Source organism: Candidatus Endowatersipora endosymbiont of Watersipora subatra (assembly GCF_964026585.1).
Classification (GTDB): Bacteria; Pseudomonadota; Alphaproteobacteria; order Rhizobiales; family Rhizobiaceae; genus Pseudahrensia.
On the sequence record NZ_OZ032160.1, the window covers coordinates 425,002 to 441,614 of the forward strand.

The following is a 16,613-nucleotide window of genomic DNA, read 5'->3' on the forward strand; positions in this document are numbered from 1 at the left end:
ATGTTTAATGGTATTATTACGGAGATTGGTCTCGTTGAATCTGTTGTACTTCTTCCGAAAGGGAAGCTTTTTCGCATTTCAAGCCATTATTTATCGTCCACTATCAACATTGGCGCATCAATTGCTCATGATGGAGTCTGCTTAACTGTAGTTGATAAATCAATCTCTGATCATGATCAATGGTATGAAGTGGAAGCATGGGAGGAGACATTACGCCTTACAACTTGTGGTTCATGGCAAAAAGGTCATGAGGTGAATCTAGAACGACCTTTAAGAATCGGTGATGAAGTTGGTGGTCATATTGTTTTAGGTCATATAGACGGTATAGCGAAGATTGTCGATCTCAAGGAGAAAGGAAGCTCAATTTGCTATACAATTGAGACACCAGCTGAGTTATCAAGCTTTATAGCCCTTAAAGGGTCTATATGCCTAAATGGAGTATCACTAACTATAAATTCTGTTTATAGAAACCAATTGAATGTTCTCATAATTCCGTATACTCAAAAAATTACAACCTGGGGAAAGCTTGATATCGGTCATATGATAAATGTGGAAGTTGATGTGATAGCACGATATCTAGAACGACTAATAGGATTATCATCACTTTCTCTACCAAGAGAAAGTGATTAATATTTTTCTTGCTTTTCAACAGGTTACATGTTTTCTCATCTAATCTTTCAATTTTCATTGATTCTTTATCATGTCCCATATTTTAATTGTTAATGCTATCTATTATCCAGAAATATCAAAATTGTTGCTGGACGGAGCGCAGCAGGTTCTTAAGGCTTCTGAGGCAACATGGGAATCAGTTTCGGTTCCAGGTGTTTTAGAGATTCCTCCTACTCTTTCAATGGCCTTAACTGGCATGCAGCGGTGTGGGACTCATTATGATGGGTTTATAACACTAGGCTGTGTTGTGCGGGGGGAAACTTCTCATTATGATATTGTTGCTTTTGAATCAGCTCGTGCAATCGTTCATCTCACAACTTCTAAATGTATTGCTCTAGGTAATGGAATCCAGACAGTTGAAAATGAGAATCAGGCTTTTGCCCGTGCATCGACTAAAAGAAAAAATAAAGGCGGTTCTGCGGCGCATGTTGTTTTGGATATGATCAAATTGCGTGATCGGTTCCTTGTTGAAACAAGCTAACAAAAGAAGTATTGCCCGTTTATCCGCAGTTCAGGCTTTATACCAGATGGACATTGCTGGCACAGGTCTCAAAGCAACTATAGAAGAATATGAAAATTTTCGTTTGGGGCAAGAATTAGATGGTAATACATATTTAGAGGCTGATGCTAGTTGGTTCCGTTATCTGTTATCTGGTGTTGTTAAAGGTCAAAAAACGATTGATCCTGTCATTAACAATGCCCTTAGTAATGAATGGCCGCTTTCAAGAATTGATTCGACTATGCGTGCTATACTGAGGGCTGGTGTCTTCGAGCTGATCAAAAAGAAAGATGTAGTGGCCAAAGTTGTTATCGTAGAATACGTAGAAGTTGCAAAAGCGTTTTTTGACGGTGATGAACCCAAAGTTATCAATGGTATATTGGATCGAGTAGCTAGGCCAATTCGTGGTTATGAGTTGGATAATTAAGGTTCATATTCAACATGAACGGTGAATTCTCATGGATTAATAAATACTTCGCTCCTCTGTCCAATGAAGGAAGTTTTTATTTGACCGATGATGCAGCTTTTTTAACTTTTGATCCAAAGAATCACCATCTTATTCTGACGCAAGATGCTCTCAACGAAGGTATTCATTTTTTCAGATCAGATCCTGTTTCCATGATTGCAAAAAAATCCCTAAGAGTAAATATCTCGGATCTTATTGCCAAAGGTGCAAAACCTATTTTGTATTCAATGGCACTGGGAGTTCCTGATTACTGGGAAGAGGAAGACATAATGAAATTTGCTCAAGGTTTAGAGGCTGATCATAAGCGTTATAATCTCTCGCTCACAGGGGGAGATACCTATCGTTCACCAGGTGGTTTATGCGTTTCTATAACCATGTTTGGTACCCCTTTAAAAGAAGAGCGTTATGTTACTCGTTCAGGTGCTATGGTAGGAGATTTGATCATGATTACCGGTACAGTTGGTGATGCGGCATTAGGTCTGAAAGTGGCTCTAGGAGAATTATCAATTTCTGTTTCTGATGATGCTTTTCTTCTCGATCGTTACCGGTTGCCAAGGCCTCCGTTTTCTGTGAATTCAATCGTGAACCGTTTTGCAACCGCTTCAATAGATATTTCTGATGGCTTGATTGGAGATTGTAGTAAACTTGCAGTAAATTCGGGTGTTTTAGCTCGAATTGATCGTGACCGTATTCCTTTATCAAAAAGTGCTCAGCGTGTTATTGAAGATGATCATGAGTTTTGGAATACTATTTGTGGGGGAGGCGATGACTATCAGACTTTATTTTGTATTAATCATCGTGATGTTGATCTTTGCAGGAGAGAAGCTCAGGAAATGGGAGTTGATGTTACTTCGATTGGTGAAATAATAGAAGGGACACCAGGATCCTTTCTACTGATGAGTGAAGGCGTACCCATTTCAATATCTCTTCAATCTTACAAGCACTTCTAATTAATATTAATCCAGTCATTAGCTTAGCGTTATACAACAGAGTTGATATGATTAAAGAGTTCCCCCAAAGTACAAGCCTAATCCTTGTTTTTCATCAACTCTTAAAAGATTTCTGTTCATCGAATTTGATCGCTTTCGTTCAGTTTTTTTGAAACGAATGAGGCCGGAATTGAAGGACGAGATTCGATTCTGATAAGAAATAATGTATGAATCTCATTGATGTCTTGATTTTTAGAACTTTCTGTCTAACTGTTGATCGCAAGCATCATGTAGCACTTTGTAGCTTCCGTGCCGTGCTATTTTTTTCAATCGCTCTGCGCTACCCGGCCAAATAACGAAGCGGGATAACAGAGCTAATAGTTTCACGAGGATTTGAGAATATGCAACCTCTTTATCTTGCTATCTTTTGTGGATTGCTCTCGATTATCTATGCTATCTGGGCTGGAAGGTCGGTTATAAGTTCTGATTCCGGCAGTGAGCGCATGCAAGAAATTGCTAGCGCTATTCAAGAAGGAGCACAGGCTTATCTTGTGCGCCAATATATGACGATTGCAATAGTTGGCACAGTAGTTTTTATAATTGCTTGGCTCCTACTAAGCGCTATACCAGCTTTTGGCTTTTTGATTGGTGCTTTGCTTTCAGGACTTGCTGGATTTATTGGTATGCTTGTTTCTGTGCGTGCCAATGTTCGAACCGCTCAGGCTGCATCGATCAGTCTTGGTTCAGGATTAGAAATCGCTTTCAAGTCTGGTGCTATTACCGGACTCTTGGTTGCTGGTCTCTCGCTACTTGGAGTAACAGTATATTATTATATCCTTGTTGGGCCGATGGGATATCTTGTAGGGGGACCAGAAGGTGACCGTACTGTTATTAATGGATTGGTTGCTCTTGGCTTTGGTGCTTCTCTGATTTCAATTTTTGCTCGTCTTGGCGGCGGCATTTTTACCAAGGGTGCTGATGTTGGAGGTGATCTTGTTGGTAAAGTTGAATCCGGTATCCCTGAAGATGATCCTCGAAATCCTGCAACTATCGCTGATAATGTTGGTGACAATGTTGGTGATTGTGCTGGTATGGCAGCCGATTTGTTTGAAACTTATGTTGTGACCGTTGTTGCCACAATGGTTCTGGCTTCTATTTCCTTTGTTGGTGAAACTGCACGTATGATGATGACTCTACCGCTTATTATAGGAGCTGTGTGTGTGATCACTTCAATTATTGGAACATTTTTTGTTCGTCTTGGTGATAACAATTCAGTCATGGGTGCTTTGTATAAAGGGTTTATCGCTTGTGCGATTCTATCCTTTTTAGCCTTTGCATACATCGTATTTGGATGGATAGGTGGATCAGAAGAGTTCACTATGGTAAACGGTATGACTTTTACGTCTTCTGATTTGTTCTGGTGTATGACTTCTGGACTAATTATTACAGGCTTGATCATATGGGTTACAGAGTATTATACCGGTATTGGCTACCGACCTGTTCGTTCGATTGCTCAGGCATCTTTAACGGGTCATGGTACAAATGTTATTCAAGGCTTGGCTATTTCACTTGAAGCAACTGCTTTGCCTGCCATTATTATAATTGCTGGAATTTTAACGACTTATAGTCTCGCGGGTCTCTTTGGTATAGCCATCACTGTCACTGCAATGTTAGCACTGGCTGGTTTTGTTGTAGCATTGGATGCATTTGGTCCTGTTACTGATAATGCTGGTGGAATTGCTGAGATGGCTGAATTACCTCACAAAGTAAGATCAACGACAGACGCACTAGATGCTGTCGGAAATACGACAAAAGCAGTGACTAAAGGCTATGCAATTTGTTCAGCCGGTCTTGGAGCTTTGGTTCTTTTTAGTGCTTACACAGAAGATTTGAAATTCTTCTCTTTACAAGCTGAGGAGAATTCAGTTTTTTTCGGGATTAATGCTGATACTTTATTCGATTTATCTAATCCTTATGTAGTGTCTGGGTTACTCTTTGGCGGGTTATTACCATACCTTTTTGGTGGTATTTCAATGACTGCTGTAGGAAGAGCTGGCGGTGCTGTCGTTGAAGAAGTCCGTCGGCAATTTAAATCTGATCCTGGTATTATGAAGGGGCTATCAAGGCCAGATTATGCACGTGCTGTTGATATGCTAACAAGATCAGCTATAAGAGAAATGATTCTTCCTTCCCTTCTACCAGTTCTATCCCCTATTTTAGTCTTTTATTTTGTTTGCTTCATCTCTAGTCCTGCAAATGCATTTGCTGCCTTGGGCGCTATGCTCTTGGGTGTCATTGTGACTGGTTTTTATGTTGCAGTTTCAATGACAGCTGGTGGTGGTGCTTGGGATAATGCCAAAAAATCTTTTGAAGATGGCTTTATAGACAATAATGGTGTGAAGCATGGAAAGGGTAGTGAGGCTCATAAAGCCTCTGTTACAGGTGATACGGTAGGTGATCCTTATAAAGATACAGCTGGTCCTGCTATTAATCCGATGATTAAGATCACCAATATTGTAGCTTTACTTCTTTTGGTTGCTCTATCTCACTAATTCACTTTAGATCTCCACAGGGTTTAAAACTGTGGGGGTCTTTTTTTTGATACGATTCAACCATTTATTAGAGTCATTGGTTTTCTGATCTCTTCTCTTGAGTGGAGCAATCGATTGATGAATCTTAGATCATTCCCTTCTATCGGGGTCTTCTGCCTTATAAAATCAAAAATTATTCCATCTTTGAGACCATAATGAGCAATCTTCCTAACAGTTTCTCCTTTGGTAAAAGAGATAGCGATGACTTTTTGATCAACGAGTCGTGGACGCTGAAAAGAAAATTGTTGTTTTTTCTTTTGGATAATATAGTAAAATGTTTCGGTTTTGTCCGGTTGGAGAATCGTATGAGAGGGTGTACCAAGCAACAGCAAAACTTGATCACGGGATGAGCCTGTTAGAACAAGTGCTAGTCTTTCTCCGTTTAGTTGGTAGCCATGAAAGAACATTTGAGGGCTATGACAGGCAGAAAGGATCAATGGGGCAGCAATGAATGTTGCAGCTATCAACCTTCTCAGATCTTTTTTACAAAGAGGCTCTCGCATATAAAATTTTCTTTTTATGACTTATTCAAACAAAACCAAGATGAATTTAGTAGATAATATCTACTTTCTTGATGAGATCATATAAATTTTCTACAATTATGCTTTTTTTATTTGAAAATTAACGTAAAATAATTCTATTTTCAATGTGTCAATCAATTGATTTGACCTGGAGCTGGATTGGTAAACGCGGAGTTTTAAATAAAATAACAGCAAGATTTTATCGGAGATGTCTTCGTCTCCTTACGGTTTTAGATTTAGATAAAATTGAAAATGATGAGGCTTGTCATGTTTTTCCTCGCTAAGAAGATCTTTTTTATATTTAAGTGACGAGGTTGAAATCATGATGGGTTGTTCAGTAGCCCTTTAGGCCAAAGATAAAAGGAAATCCAACGCTATCATATGACACAAGAAATCAAGATAGCACTGGATGTGATGGGAGGAGATCACGGCCCATCAACTGTATTAGAGGGAGCTGACCTTTCATGCAAACGCTATCCTGAAATTAGATACATTCTTCATGGGGAACCTGATCAGGTATTACCAGAACTTAATAAATTTGAAAATTTACAATCTAAATCCGATTTTAAACCTTGTGATGTTTCAATAGCGATGACTGACAAACCCAGTCAAGCATTGCGTCGCGGTAGATGGCGTTCTAGCATGTGGAATGCATTGGAAGACGTCAAAGAAACACGGGCTGCGGTCATGGTATCAGCTGGCAATACTGGAGCATTGATGGCAATGTCAAAATTTTGTCTGCGGATGATGCCAGGTGTTGAACGTCCTGCATTGGCTGCAGTATGGCCACACCTCTACGGTGAGAGTATTGTACTAGATGTAGGTGCCAATATTGGTGCTGATTCTGATCAATTAGTAGATTATGCTTTAATGGGGAGTGCCATGTCTCGTTCTTTGTTCTCTCATGATGAACCCACTGTTGCACTACTGAACATTGGTTCTGAAGAAATGAAGGGTCTAGAAGAGATTCGTGAAGCAGGACGAAAGCTTAAAAAAAACAATTTGTCTAGTTTACGATATGTTGGTTTTGTTGAAGGCAATGATTTAGGACAAGGCATTGCTGATGTAATAGTCACTGAAGGGTTTACAGGAAATATTGCTTTAAAAAGTGCTGAAGGAACTGCACGTCAATTTAGGCAAAATCTTTATCATGAGATGTCTCGAACCCTAGTTTTAAAAATAGGCTCTTTTTTCGTAAAATCAGCTTTTCAGAAACTTCAAACAAAAATGGATCCACGTAAGATGAATGGAGGTGTTTTTTTGGGGCTTAATGGGATAGTTATAAAAAGTCATGGTGGTACAGACTCTGAAGGTATTGCCAGCGCTATTGATGTTGGGCGTAACATGGCAGCGAATCAATTACAGAAAAAAATTGCTTATGATTTGGATCAAGCAAAATTTGATGTAATTGAACCGCAAAAGGCAATCTGAATGATACGCTCAGTCGTATTAGGTGCAGGAGCCGCAACGCCTAAACACTCTGTTACAAACGATCAATTAGCGCAAAAGATGGAGACAAGCGACGAATGGATTGTTCAACGTACGGGTATTGAACAACGTTATATTGCTGATAGTTGTGAAACAACGGCCTCTCTTGGAGAGCGTGCTGCTCGTTTAGCCCTCAAGGATTGTGGATTGATTCCTGATGACATTGATCTTATTATTTTAGCAACATCAACCCCTAATAATACATTTCCTGCTACTTCTGTTGAGATACAGAACCGTCTTGGTATGAAACATGGTGCAGCTTTTGATCTGCAGGCTGTCTGCACAGGATTTGTTTTTGCTATGACTACTGCAGATACTTATATTAAATCTGGTCAAGCCAAACGCATACTTGTGATTGGCGCTGAAACTTTTTCACGTATTCTAGATTGGCAGGATCGCACTACATGTGTTTTATTTGGTGATGGTGCTGGTGCTATTATCTTAGAAGCTCAAGAGTGTAATGGGATGATGGATGATCGCGGTATTCTTACCAATCATTTGCGCTCAGATGGTTCTCATAAAGGAAAACTTTATGTTGATGGGGGTCCCTCAACGACAGGGACTGTGGGCCATTTACGTATGCAGGGTCGTGAAGTCTTTAAACATGCTATAGGAATGATTCGTGATGTTGTCGAGTCAGCTTTTGAAGCGACAGGATTAGATTCTGATTCTATCGACTGGTTTATTCCTCATCAGGCCAACAAACGTATTATTGATGCCTCTGCTAAGATGCTGAATATTGATTCAAAAAAAGTTGTGATCACTGTTAATCAACATGGAAATACATCTTCCGCCTCTATCCCTTTAGCTATTGATGTTGCTCGTAAAGATGGACGATTGAAGAAGGGTGATTTAGTTTTGATCGAAGCGATGGGAGGAGGGTTTACTTGGGGTGCACTTATAGTGCGTTGGTAAAATGATAAGTTGATGTTAAAGTAGTTTGTAAACTGGCAGCGAAGCGTATCTTCTATGTATCGCTGTTTGGGAGAAAAAGATGAAATCTAAGACTTTAACTCGTTCTGGATTGTTTGAATCTGTTTACAATAAATTTGGCTTATCTCGCTCAGAATCGGCTGATTTAGTTGAATGCGTCATTGAAGAAATTTGCAAAGCGGCTGAGCGTGGTGAATCAATTAAATTGTCTTCATTCGGAACATTCTTTATTCGATCAAAAAATGAAAGGATTGGTCGTAACCCCAAAACGGGTCAGGAAGTTTCTATTACCCCAAGGCGTGTGATGGTCTTTAAGCCATCTACGATACTAAAAGAGCTAGTCGATACAAAGAATAAGTCTAAGCTATAATTATTAATTTAACAATTTCAGGATGATTGAGTTCATGCATCTAACTAAAGACTCTGAAGCGTTTCTGACAATTTCTGAAGTTGCCAGATCTCTTGATCTTCCTCAGCATATTTTACGATTTTGGGAAACACGATTTCATCAGATTAAACCGATGAAGCGAGCTGGTGGACGTCGTTATTACCGTCCTATTGATGTTGAGTTACTCAAAGGCATTCGGTATCTTTTATATTTTGAGGGTTACACAATCAAAGCCGTTCAAAGGATTTTCAGAGAACGAGGTGAGAGCTTTGTTCTTTCTATATTTCAGAATAATGATCTGATCATATCAGATTCCATGCCACCTGAAAAACAAGCTATGCGAGTCTCTGAGATAGTAGAAAATGAATCGCTAAACAAAGAGGATAATTTCGTCAAAGAAACATTACATTCTGCCCTTACTGAATTACTTGAGTGTAAACACTTGTTAGATCGGACACGATAAATACCGTTTTTAAACGGTAAGATCATTTTTCGGAGTATGGCGCAGCCTGGTAGCGCACACGCCTGGGGGGCGTGGGGTCGTAGGTTCAAATCCTACTACTCCGACCATCCTTCATCAAAGGATGAGATGAGTTAAGATTAAGCGACGGCTCTCTTGGAAGGAATAAAATAGTTTTAAATTATCTTGTACTATTAGCTAAAAAGTGTTTTTTATCTGTTGATAATTTTTGATAAAATCAAGATTTACCCCCTTTATGGCAAGCCGATGCATATCCTTTGATTGTTGTTTACTGTTTTGATCAGAGTCATCATGGACAGCTAATAGATTGACAAATGTTATGCCATAGCGATTTCTGAGATTGATTAGAGAAATAAACATCTCGTGTTTCTAGTGTCAATCGTAAATATTATTAACTCATAAAAGCTATCATTAAAGGGTTACAATCGCTCACTTTTTTCACAAAAATTAATCCATCATCCACATTTATCCTTATCGAAACAAAAATGAGCATGTAAGATGGTATATTAAGATCATGTATCATTTAATTTCGTTCTCTGGGGAAGAGGTTCTGTTGAGTTGAGCAATAAAATTGAGTTGTTCTTGTCGATTATCTTTAAACCCGCCTGTAAATGTTGTTGTCAATGTGGTTGATCCTTTTTTGCGAATGCCTCGCATAGCCATACACATATGTTCGGCTTCAAGCATGACGGCAACACCACGTGGTTTTAAAACTTCCTGGATTTTATAAGCGATCTGGGCTGTCATACCTTCCTGAGTCTGAAGTCTTTTAGCATAGATATCAATCACTCTCGCTATCTTTGATAGGCCAAGAACACGACCATCTGGTAGATAGGCAACGTGGGCCTTACCAATTATCGGAACCATATGGTGTTCACAATGCGAGAAAAAGCTAATATCACGCATAATAATAATACTATCATAATTAGCCACTTCTTCAAACGTGCGATCTAGAATCGTATCTGGATTTTCTTTATATCCTGAAAAGAGTTCAGTATAGGCTTTCGCAACACGGGCTGGAGTATCTTTTAAGCCTTCGCGTTGTGGATTATCACCTGTCCATAATAACAAAGTACGAATAGCTTCTTCCACTTGTTCACGACTTGGACTTGGTTGGATTTGTTGTTTTAACGTATCACTGATGCTTGTTCTCGCAATACTCTTTTTTTTGTTCACTATTTGATCCATGGAAAACTCCTGCTTAAGCATCTTCTTAATTACGGAGATCCATATCAAGTTGAATTCCACATAAAAGGCACGCTGAATATTTAGAGCTGCTTATAAGCTTGGGTTTTTAGGCTACAGAGTTCCCATTATAATGACTAATTTCTATCGTGATGTTAAGATAAGCCCAGAACTTCTAGTATATAGTATAAACAAGAATTGAAAATAGCTTGCTAATAACAAATTACTATGCTAAAATCATAAAATAAAATTTTCATATTGAGAATGAATGAGCATCAGTTCAGTTTACAATACAAAAATACTTGAATATGCTAGAAAAATCAACTGTTCACGAAAACTAGAGTTTCCAGATGGCATAGGCAGAGCACACTCAAAGCTTTGTGGTTCAACTGTTTCTGTTCAAATTAAAGTCGATAATGGTTTAGTCTCCGACTATGCTCATGATGTAAAAGCCTGTGCTTTGGGGAAGGCATCCGCTTCTATTTTTTCTTTTTGTGTCGTTGACTCATCTCTTGATGATTTGATTTCTCTTCGTAAGAAAATGGATTCCATGCTCCAAAAAAATGGTATTCTACCAGAAGGCAAGTTCTGCGATTTTAAATTTTTAGAGCCAGTTCGTGATTATCCTGTACGCCATCCTTCCGTTTTGTTAGTTTTTGATGCGACTATTGAAGCGCTACAACAGGCTCTCTCTCATAAAGGTTGATTTTAAACAAGGAATATTATTGTCTTGAAGGGATGTGAACAATATACACGTAACTATCGTGGACCATGGCGAAAAACGCTAGGACGAGTATTGGGCGTTGCTGTTGTGCGTTTATATCAGCTAACACTTAGTAGTTTTATCGGGAATTCATGTCGCTTTATTCCTACATGCTCAGAATATGGATATGAAGCGATTGCAAGACATGGTTTGGTTTATGGTAGTATGCTCTCTATCAAAAGAGTTTTTCGATGTAATCCTTGTTATTCAATCAACTGGAAAACGAGATATGACCCTGTTCCTGAGGATAAATTAACACAATGATATGTTTGAAAGAGCTAATATAAATTTTAATTGATGAAGAGACAGTTTGAGATTTTTAATGTACTTTTCTTATGTTGATTCTTTAAAGAAGAAAATATCATCGTATAAATGCGCCAATATCTTGATCTTATGAAAACTGTTCTCTTGAAAGGGAATGATCGACAAGATCGAACAGGAGTTGGAACTCGTTCAATCTTTGGCTATCAGATGAGATTTGATCTCACTCATGGTTTTCCTGCTTTGACAACAAAAAAACTAAATTTAAGGAGCGTGATCTATGAATTATTATGGTTTCTAAAAGGGGACTCTAATATTAATTTTCTGAATGAAAATGGCGTTTCTATTTGGGATGAATGGGCTAACGAAAACGGTGAATTAGGTCCCATTTATGGTGTTCAATGGCGAAGTTGGCCAACACCATCAGGCAGAACAGTTGATCAGATGAGCAATCTCGTTGAAAAAATTCGCTCTCAACCCAATTCTCGTCGCCTAATTGTATCATCATGGAATCCTGATATGATAGATGAAATGGCAATTCCACCTTGCCATTGTCTGTTTCAATTTTATGTAATGGATGGACATTTATCTTGTCAGCTTTATCAACGGTCAGGTGACATTTTTCTAGGTGTTCCGTTTAATATAGCCTCCTATGCTTTGTTAACACTTATTCTTAGCCAAGTATGTGACTTAAAACCAGGAAACTTTATCCATACATTGGGCGATGCGCATTTGTATTCCAACCATTTCAGACAAGCAAATGAGCAATTAAGTAGACAACCAAGACAATTGCCTTCACTTTATATCAAGCGTGATATTAAAGATCTTTTTTCCTTTGAATATGAAGATTTTGAAATCCGTAACTACACACCTGATTTTCATATCAAGGCACCTGTAGCTGTATAGGAAGGGATCGATGAATATTGATATTGCTATAGTTGCTGCTGTTGCAAAAAATGGGGTGATTGGTGCAAACGGGTCTATGCCCTGGCGTTTATCTTCTGATCTAAAGGTTTTCAAACAGCTAACTATTGGAAAGCCGATGATTATGGGACGTAAAACTTTTGAATCTATTAATTCAATTCTTCCTGGACGAACAACTTTAGTCGTTACTCGTAATACAAGATGGTATTATAAGGGAGTGTTAACAGTTACATCGCTGGAAAAAGCAATTGAGACAGCTAAATCTATTGCAAAAAGAACAGGTAGAAATTCAATTTCAATTGCAGGAGGAGGCGATATCTATCATCAAGCAATGGAATATGCAAACATTTTGTATCTCACAAAAGTTGATGCGGAACCAGTTGGAGATACCATGTTTCCCCATATGGATAAAGAGATATGGCGTGAAGTTTCCTATCAGGCCCTTCCAAAGAGTAATCTTGACACTGCTGGAACTGAACATTGTGTTTATCAGCGCTGTTAACCATCAGTAAGAGGGTTCAATCACAAGTTTTAAAAGCAATTGAAATAATCATTATTGAAAGCAAGAGTGATAAACTCTATAAAATAAATCATTGATTCAAAGGGCTTTGCATAAAATGCCTTGCCCTAACTCCAAAACAAGGACAATAGATGCCCCTCAATCATCAGACCAGCGCGGGACAGAAAAATGGTGTTTTTGCCCGTGATTATGGCGGACCTTGGGGACCGTCTCCACGAGGAGACCAACCTGCTGGTGAGAGTCAACATCCTAATTTAGAAGAAATATTAGGGCGCTGGCAGAAGAATTTAAAAAGAATGATATTAGGCGGTGGTGGATCTGGTGGTCAGTTTTCGCTTTTGGCTTTTATTTTTTTTCTCACAATCATCCTTGGAGTTTATATTTTATACTCCTCCTATCAGGTAGAAGCAGATGAAGTGGCTGTTGAGACAGTTTTTGGAAAGCCTCGTGATAGTGTCAATGAGGCTGGCTTACACTTTGCATTCTGGCCAATCGAGTATGCCGAAAAAGTGAAAATCGTTGAACGCCAAGTTAATATCGGATCGACTGGCCGTTCACGACAAGGATTGATGTTATCAGGTGATCAAAACATAGTTGATGTCGCATTTTCTGTTTTGTATTCTGTTTATGATCCCAAAGCGTTTCTGTTTAATGTCAACGATCCAGAGGGAATGTTAGAAGACGTTGCTGAGAGTGCGATGCGTGAAATTGTCGGACGCCGTCCTGCACAGGATATTTTCCGTGACGATCGTCAGGGAATATCAGAGTCTGTTCGTGCCATTCTTCAAGAAAAACTAGATGATTATAGCGCAGGTATCACAATCCGTGCTCTTAACATTGAAGATGTTGCTCCCCCTTCCGAAGTTGCTGACGCTTTTGATGAAGTTCAACGCGCTGAACAAAACGAAGATGAGTTTCAGGAAAAGGCGAATCAATACCGAAATAAAGAGCTTGGTATCGCTCGTGGTGAAGGAGCGCAAATCAGAGAAGATGCAGCAGCTTATAAGAACCGTGTTGTGGAAGAAGCAAAGGGTGAGGCAGATCGTTTTCTATCTGTTTATGAGCAATATGCTCTATCACCAGAAGTGACACGCAAACGCCTTTTTCTCGAAACAATGGAGTCTGTTTTAGCTGGCTCCAATAAAGTGATCATAGAGAATAAGGAAACAGGTGTTATTCCTTATTTACCACTACCTGAAATCAGAAAACAGTCGAAAGGTTCGGATTAATGAGTAATCGCTCAGCGTTGTTTCTGGGAATCATAGGATTGATGGCCTTGTTGTTTTGGGGGTCTGTGTTTGTTGTCAGCGAACGCGAACAAGCCATCGTTTTGCGGTTTGGGGAAATTAAGCGTGTTCAAAAAAAACCGGGATTATTTTTCAAGCTTCCCTTTTCTGTTATGGGTCTTGATTCAATCCAGATCGTTGAGGACCGTTTGCTCAGATTTGATCTTGATGATATTCGTGTTCAGGTTTCCGGCGGTAAGTTCTACGAGGTTGATGCTTTTATGACTTACAAGATTTCAGATCCACGTCGGTTTAGAGAGCAAGTCTCTGCCTCTATAAGCTCAGCAGAATCTCGTTTAAGGACACGTCTGGATGCAGCTCTTCGTAAGACTTATGGTTTGCGCGGTTTCGAATCAGCTTTGTCAAAAGAAAGGACTGCTATGATGTCTGAAGTTCGATCTCAAATAAGGCCAGAAGCTGATAATCTCGGTATTCGAATTGTGGATGTTAGAATTCGACGAACAGATTTAACAAGAGAAGTCTCAGCCCAAACCTATGAGCGTATGAAAGCTGAACGTTATGCAGAATCTGAACGTCTTCGTGCCCGCGGCCAAGAAGCAGCTCGACGGATTACTGCAGAAGCTGACCGTCAGGTCGTTGAAATTAAAGCAGAAGCACAGCGAGAAGCTGAGATTTTAAGAGGCCAGGGAGAGGGAGAACGAAATTCTATTTTCGCTAACGCCTTCAATAAAGATCCTGAATTCTTTGAGTTTTACCGTTCGATGGCAGCCTACCGAACAGCGTTGCAAAGTTCAAATACAACATTCTTATTGTCACCCAATTCAGAATTCTTTCGATTCTTTAAAGATTCTCATGAAGAATCTAATCAGAAATCTCAACAATAGAAGTTTTAGGAGAAACGTTCTTCTAGTTTTTTATTTATAATTAGTGAAAGGATTGTTGATAACTTTGTACAATGCTTTCATCGCTAATCATCCTTAGGTGTATTTGTATTCTTTTCTCCTGACTATATTGACTCTGCATACTCTCTTGTTAAGAATGAAATGGGAGTTTTTTATGATAGCGGGGCATGGCGCAGTATGGTAGCGCACCTGGTTTGGGACCAGGGGGTCGCAAGTTCGAATCTTGCTGCCCCGACCACTGCACTGACCAATCACTTTTAAAAACGTGATCTAGTTAGATACTTAAAGATCAGGACTTTCTATAAGATATTTAGGAATCAGTTTCTTTCTATTTTATTTAACATCTGTTTCCCATGCCGTAATGCATCAAGAATCGTCTCAGTATTGAGCTTTCTTGAGCTAAAGACAGTGTCAATACACGTGTTAACTGAACTAGCAATGAATTATTGAGCAATGAACGGTTGAGAATATCGATACAAGAAGTCGTTAAAGATGCATCAACTTTACGGGCCTTGTTATAGGTCTGAATCACGTTTTTGATGTTTAAAAAATCTCCTACTGTGGTAGTTTTAATAGCTGATGTGAGGTCGTCAATATCGCGTAACCCAAGATTGAGACCTTGTGCTCCAATAGGAGGAAGAACATGCGCAGCCTCTCCTGCTAGAGCAACACGGTTAGAGCCAAAGCTTTTAACAGTCATTCCTAAAATTGGATAACTCTGAATCGGTTCTTCGATGACAACCTTGCCAAGTATAGAATGCAGCGCAATTTCTAGATTTCTAGAAAGAGTGATATGGGATAAAGCCTTTAATTGGTAGGCTCTATCTGGTTTGGTAACCCAAACTAGAGAAGAACGGTGATGCGAGGTATGATTCTTTGGTAGTGGTACCTGGGTTATTGGTCCACTTTTTGTATGGAACTCGTTGGAAACAAAATTATGTGGTAGCTCATGTTGAAACGAGAATGTCAGGGCAGTTTGTTCATATTGCCATTCATGACAATCAATATTAGAAACTGCTCGTAAAAGAGAACGCCTCCCATCGACCGCTATAACAAAACGTGCATTAATTCTATTCCTATTTTTAAGAGTCAGCATCATGCTTTTTCTTGTTGATTCTGCGCCAATGAGAGGCTCATCAATAGATTGAAAACTCTTTTTATAGAGCTTCTTATAGAGAGACAATTGATTATTTAGAGCTTTCAAAAAAATGGAATTCGGTATGTTATATCCAAAAGCTTCTTGATTCATTTCTTTTGCATTGAACTCAATAATAGGTGTTTTTATCAGTCGTGATCTATCATCAATTATACGGATGATTTTTAAAGGCGAAGAGTGAGAGTGACAAGCTTCCCAAACACCTAACTTGTCAATCATCTTGATTGATTTCATAAAAAGCGCTGTTGTTCGATTATCTGTCTGTTCGTTTTTGGGAGCAATAAAAACCATTCTCCAATCTTTTTGTTCGCAGAGATCGGCAATCCGGAGGGCAGTAATTATACCGATAAGGCCGCCTCCGACTATTGCAATGTCATAATATTGGGGATCGAATTTTCTCATAGTTGAGTGAAAGGTATGATTGATTGCAATTTCATCCACATGCTCAATCTATTTTAAAGCTGTAAAAGACCATCATAACCTATCAATCTTTCGGTCAGTAATCAAGTTGACTCTATTTCTGAGGAAAAAATGATATATCATAATCTTCGATTCAACAGTTTTAATGTATGTATTCAATACGATTTTCTTTAAAAGTAGAAAAGGGATAAAATATTGCAAGGATACACAAACCGCAGTTGATCTTAAAAAGATGCTTGAAGTTTTTATACCAGTTCCCACATTATGATT

At 39.0% G+C, this 16,613-nt stretch carries 18 protein-coding genes and 2 tRNA genes; 17 read left to right on the plus strand and 3 right to left on the minus strand.

What is annotated here, in order from left to right:
* The 5 genes from AAGD37_RS01995 (at position 1) to AAGD37_RS02015 (ending at position 5,115) form a co-directional block, all read left to right on the plus strand.
* On the plus strand, positions 1–630 hold the full coding sequence (locus AAGD37_RS01995; RefSeq protein WP_341760597.1) for a riboflavin synthase: 630 nt from the start codon (positions 1–3) through the stop codon (positions 628–630).
* Between the two features lie 70 nt (positions 631–700).
* Positions 701–1,150 (plus strand): 6,7-dimethyl-8-ribityllumazine synthase, encoded by a 450-nt coding sequence (gene ribH / locus AAGD37_RS02000; protein ID WP_341760598.1) that lies wholly within the window; start codon positions 701–703, stop codon positions 1,148–1,150.
* A gap of 46 nt (positions 1,151–1,196) precedes the next feature.
* Positions 1,197–1,595 carry a transcription antitermination factor NusB gene (gene nusB, locus AAGD37_RS02005; RefSeq protein WP_341760651.1) on the plus strand — a complete coding sequence of 133 codons (399 nt, stop codon included), beginning with the start codon at positions 1,197–1,199 and terminating at the stop codon, positions 1,593–1,595.
* Between the two features lie 80 nt (positions 1,596–1,675).
* Positions 1,676–2,584, plus strand: coding sequence for a thiamine-phosphate kinase (gene thiL / locus AAGD37_RS02010; protein WP_341760599.1), 909 nt, complete (start codon positions 1,676–1,678; stop codon positions 2,582–2,584).
* A gap of 380 nt (positions 2,585–2,964) precedes the next feature.
* Complete coding sequence (locus AAGD37_RS02015) at positions 2,965–5,115, plus strand: sodium-translocating pyrophosphatase (RefSeq protein WP_341760600.1); 2,151 nt, start codon at positions 2,965–2,967, stop codon at positions 5,113–5,115.
* Positions 5,116–5,171: 56 nt separating this feature from the next.
* Here the strand turns inward: AAGD37_RS02015 and AAGD37_RS02020 are convergent, their stop codons facing one another.
* Positions 5,172–5,657 carry an outer membrane protein assembly factor BamE gene (locus tag AAGD37_RS02020; protein WP_341760601.1) on the minus strand — a complete coding sequence of 162 codons (486 nt, stop codon included), beginning with the start codon at positions 5,655–5,657 and terminating at the stop codon, positions 5,172–5,174.
* A gap of 399 nt (positions 5,658–6,056) precedes the next feature.
* Here AAGD37_RS02020 and plsX point away from each other — a divergent pair, with 399 nt between their 5' ends.
* From plsX to AAGD37_RS02045, 5 genes are all read left to right on the plus strand, one after another.
* On the plus strand, positions 6,057–7,106 hold the full coding sequence (gene plsX / locus AAGD37_RS02025) for a phosphate acyltransferase PlsX (RefSeq protein WP_341760602.1): 1,050 nt from the start codon (positions 6,057–6,059) through the stop codon (positions 7,104–7,106).
* A complete protein-coding gene (locus AAGD37_RS02030) occupies positions 7,107–8,078 on the plus strand; it encodes a beta-ketoacyl-ACP synthase III (protein WP_341760603.1) in 972 nt (323 codons plus the stop codon).
* A 79-nt stretch (positions 8,079–8,157) separates the two neighbouring features.
* Positions 8,158–8,466, plus strand: coding sequence for an integration host factor subunit alpha (locus tag AAGD37_RS02035; RefSeq protein ID WP_341760604.1), 309 nt, complete (start codon positions 8,158–8,160; stop codon positions 8,464–8,466).
* Positions 8,467–8,500: 34 nt separating this feature from the next.
* Positions 8,501–8,947 (plus strand): MerR family transcriptional regulator, encoded by a 447-nt coding sequence (locus AAGD37_RS02040; protein WP_341760605.1) that lies wholly within the window; start codon positions 8,501–8,503, stop codon positions 8,945–8,947.
* Between the two features lie 30 nt (positions 8,948–8,977).
* Positions 8,978–9,054: transfer RNA gene (locus tag AAGD37_RS02045), tRNA-Pro, on the plus strand.
* Between the two features lie 430 nt (positions 9,055–9,484).
* On the opposite strand, the gene folE is transcribed toward AAGD37_RS02045, so the two are convergent.
* Entirely contained in the window at positions 9,485–10,153 is a 669-nt protein-coding gene (gene folE / locus AAGD37_RS02050) for a GTP cyclohydrolase I FolE (protein WP_341760606.1), read from the minus strand.
* 265 nt (positions 10,154–10,418) lie between these two features.
* Here folE and AAGD37_RS02055 point away from each other — a divergent pair, with 265 nt between their 5' ends.
* From AAGD37_RS02055 to AAGD37_RS02085, 7 genes are all read left to right on the plus strand, one after another.
* Positions 10,419–10,856: an iron-sulfur cluster assembly scaffold protein gene (locus AAGD37_RS02055; RefSeq protein WP_341760607.1), complete on the plus strand. Its 438-nt coding sequence runs from the start codon at positions 10,419–10,421 to the stop codon at positions 10,854–10,856.
* A 15-nt stretch (positions 10,857–10,871) separates the two neighbouring features.
* Positions 10,872–11,177 carry a membrane protein insertion efficiency factor YidD gene (yidD, locus tag AAGD37_RS02060; protein WP_341760652.1) on the plus strand — a complete coding sequence of 102 codons (306 nt, stop codon included), beginning with the start codon at positions 10,872–10,874 and terminating at the stop codon, positions 11,175–11,177.
* 108 nt (positions 11,178–11,285) lie between these two features.
* Complete coding sequence (locus tag AAGD37_RS02065; protein ID WP_341760608.1) at positions 11,286–12,080, plus strand: thymidylate synthase; 795 nt, start codon at positions 11,286–11,288, stop codon at positions 12,078–12,080.
* Positions 12,081–12,090: 10 nt separating this feature from the next.
* Complete coding sequence (locus AAGD37_RS02070) at positions 12,091–12,600, plus strand: dihydrofolate reductase (protein WP_341760609.1); 510 nt, start codon at positions 12,091–12,093, stop codon at positions 12,598–12,600.
* A gap of 149 nt (positions 12,601–12,749) precedes the next feature.
* The gene (gene hflK, locus AAGD37_RS02075) at positions 12,750–13,847 is read left to right on the plus strand and encodes an FtsH protease activity modulator HflK (protein WP_341760610.1); all 1,098 of its coding nucleotides are present in this window, start codon (positions 12,750–12,752) and stop codon (positions 13,845–13,847) included.
* Positions 13,847–14,749 (plus strand): protease modulator HflC, encoded by a 903-nt coding sequence (locus tag AAGD37_RS02080; protein WP_341760611.1) that lies wholly within the window; start codon positions 13,847–13,849, stop codon positions 14,747–14,749. Before hflK ends, AAGD37_RS02080 begins: the two co-directional genes overlap by 1 nt.
* A 179-nt stretch (positions 14,750–14,928) precedes the next feature.
* Positions 14,929–15,005: transfer RNA gene (locus AAGD37_RS02085), tRNA-Pro, on the plus strand.
* A 99-nt stretch (positions 15,006–15,104) separates the two neighbouring features.
* Here AAGD37_RS02085 and AAGD37_RS02090 read toward each other — a convergent pair.
* Complete coding sequence (locus tag AAGD37_RS02090; RefSeq protein WP_341760612.1) at positions 15,105–16,364, minus strand: FAD-dependent monooxygenase; 1,260 nt, start codon at positions 16,362–16,364, stop codon at positions 15,105–15,107.
* Positions 16,365–16,613: the final 249 nt, after the last annotated feature.

What these genes read in the sequence shown, in the direction of transcription:
- AAGD37_RS01995 (WP_341760597.1), top strand. Translation starts at nt 1, where the DNA reads ATGTTTAATGGTATTATTACGGAGATTGGTCTCGTTGAATCTGTTGTA.
- ribH (WP_341760598.1), top strand. Translation starts at nt 701, where the DNA reads ATGTCCCATATTTTAATTGTTAATGCTATCTATTATCCAGAAATATCA.
- nusB (WP_341760651.1), top strand. Translation starts at nt 1,197, where the DNA reads ATGGACATTGCTGGCACAGGTCTCAAAGCAACTATAGAAGAATATGAA.
- AAGD37_RS02015 (WP_341760600.1), top strand. Translation starts at nt 2,965, where the DNA reads ATGCAACCTCTTTATCTTGCTATCTTTTGTGGATTGCTCTCGATTATC.
- AAGD37_RS02020 (WP_341760601.1), bottom strand. Translation starts at nt 5,657, where the DNA reads ATGCGAGAGCCTCTTTGTAAAAAAGATCTGAGAAGGTTGATAGCTGCA.
- plsX (WP_341760602.1), top strand. Translation starts at nt 6,057, where the DNA reads ATGACACAAGAAATCAAGATAGCACTGGATGTGATGGGAGGAGATCAC.
- AAGD37_RS02030 (WP_341760603.1), top strand. Translation starts at nt 7,107, where the DNA reads ATGATACGCTCAGTCGTATTAGGTGCAGGAGCCGCAACGCCTAAACAC.
- AAGD37_RS02035 (WP_341760604.1), top strand. Translation starts at nt 8,158, where the DNA reads ATGAAATCTAAGACTTTAACTCGTTCTGGATTGTTTGAATCTGTTTAC.
- AAGD37_RS02040 (WP_341760605.1), top strand. Translation starts at nt 8,501, where the DNA reads ATGCATCTAACTAAAGACTCTGAAGCGTTTCTGACAATTTCTGAAGTT.
- folE (WP_341760606.1), bottom strand. Translation starts at nt 10,153, where the DNA reads ATGGATCAAATAGTGAACAAAAAAAAGAGTATTGCGAGAACAAGCATC.
- AAGD37_RS02055 (WP_341760607.1), top strand. Translation starts at nt 10,419, where the DNA reads ATGAGCATCAGTTCAGTTTACAATACAAAAATACTTGAATATGCTAGA.
- AAGD37_RS02065 (WP_341760608.1), top strand. Translation starts at nt 11,286, where the DNA reads ATGCGCCAATATCTTGATCTTATGAAAACTGTTCTCTTGAAAGGGAAT.
- AAGD37_RS02070 (WP_341760609.1), top strand. Translation starts at nt 12,091, where the DNA reads ATGAATATTGATATTGCTATAGTTGCTGCTGTTGCAAAAAATGGGGTG.
- hflK (WP_341760610.1), top strand. Translation starts at nt 12,750, where the DNA reads ATGCCCCTCAATCATCAGACCAGCGCGGGACAGAAAAATGGTGTTTTT.
- AAGD37_RS02080 (WP_341760611.1), top strand. Translation starts at nt 13,847, where the DNA reads ATGAGTAATCGCTCAGCGTTGTTTCTGGGAATCATAGGATTGATGGCC.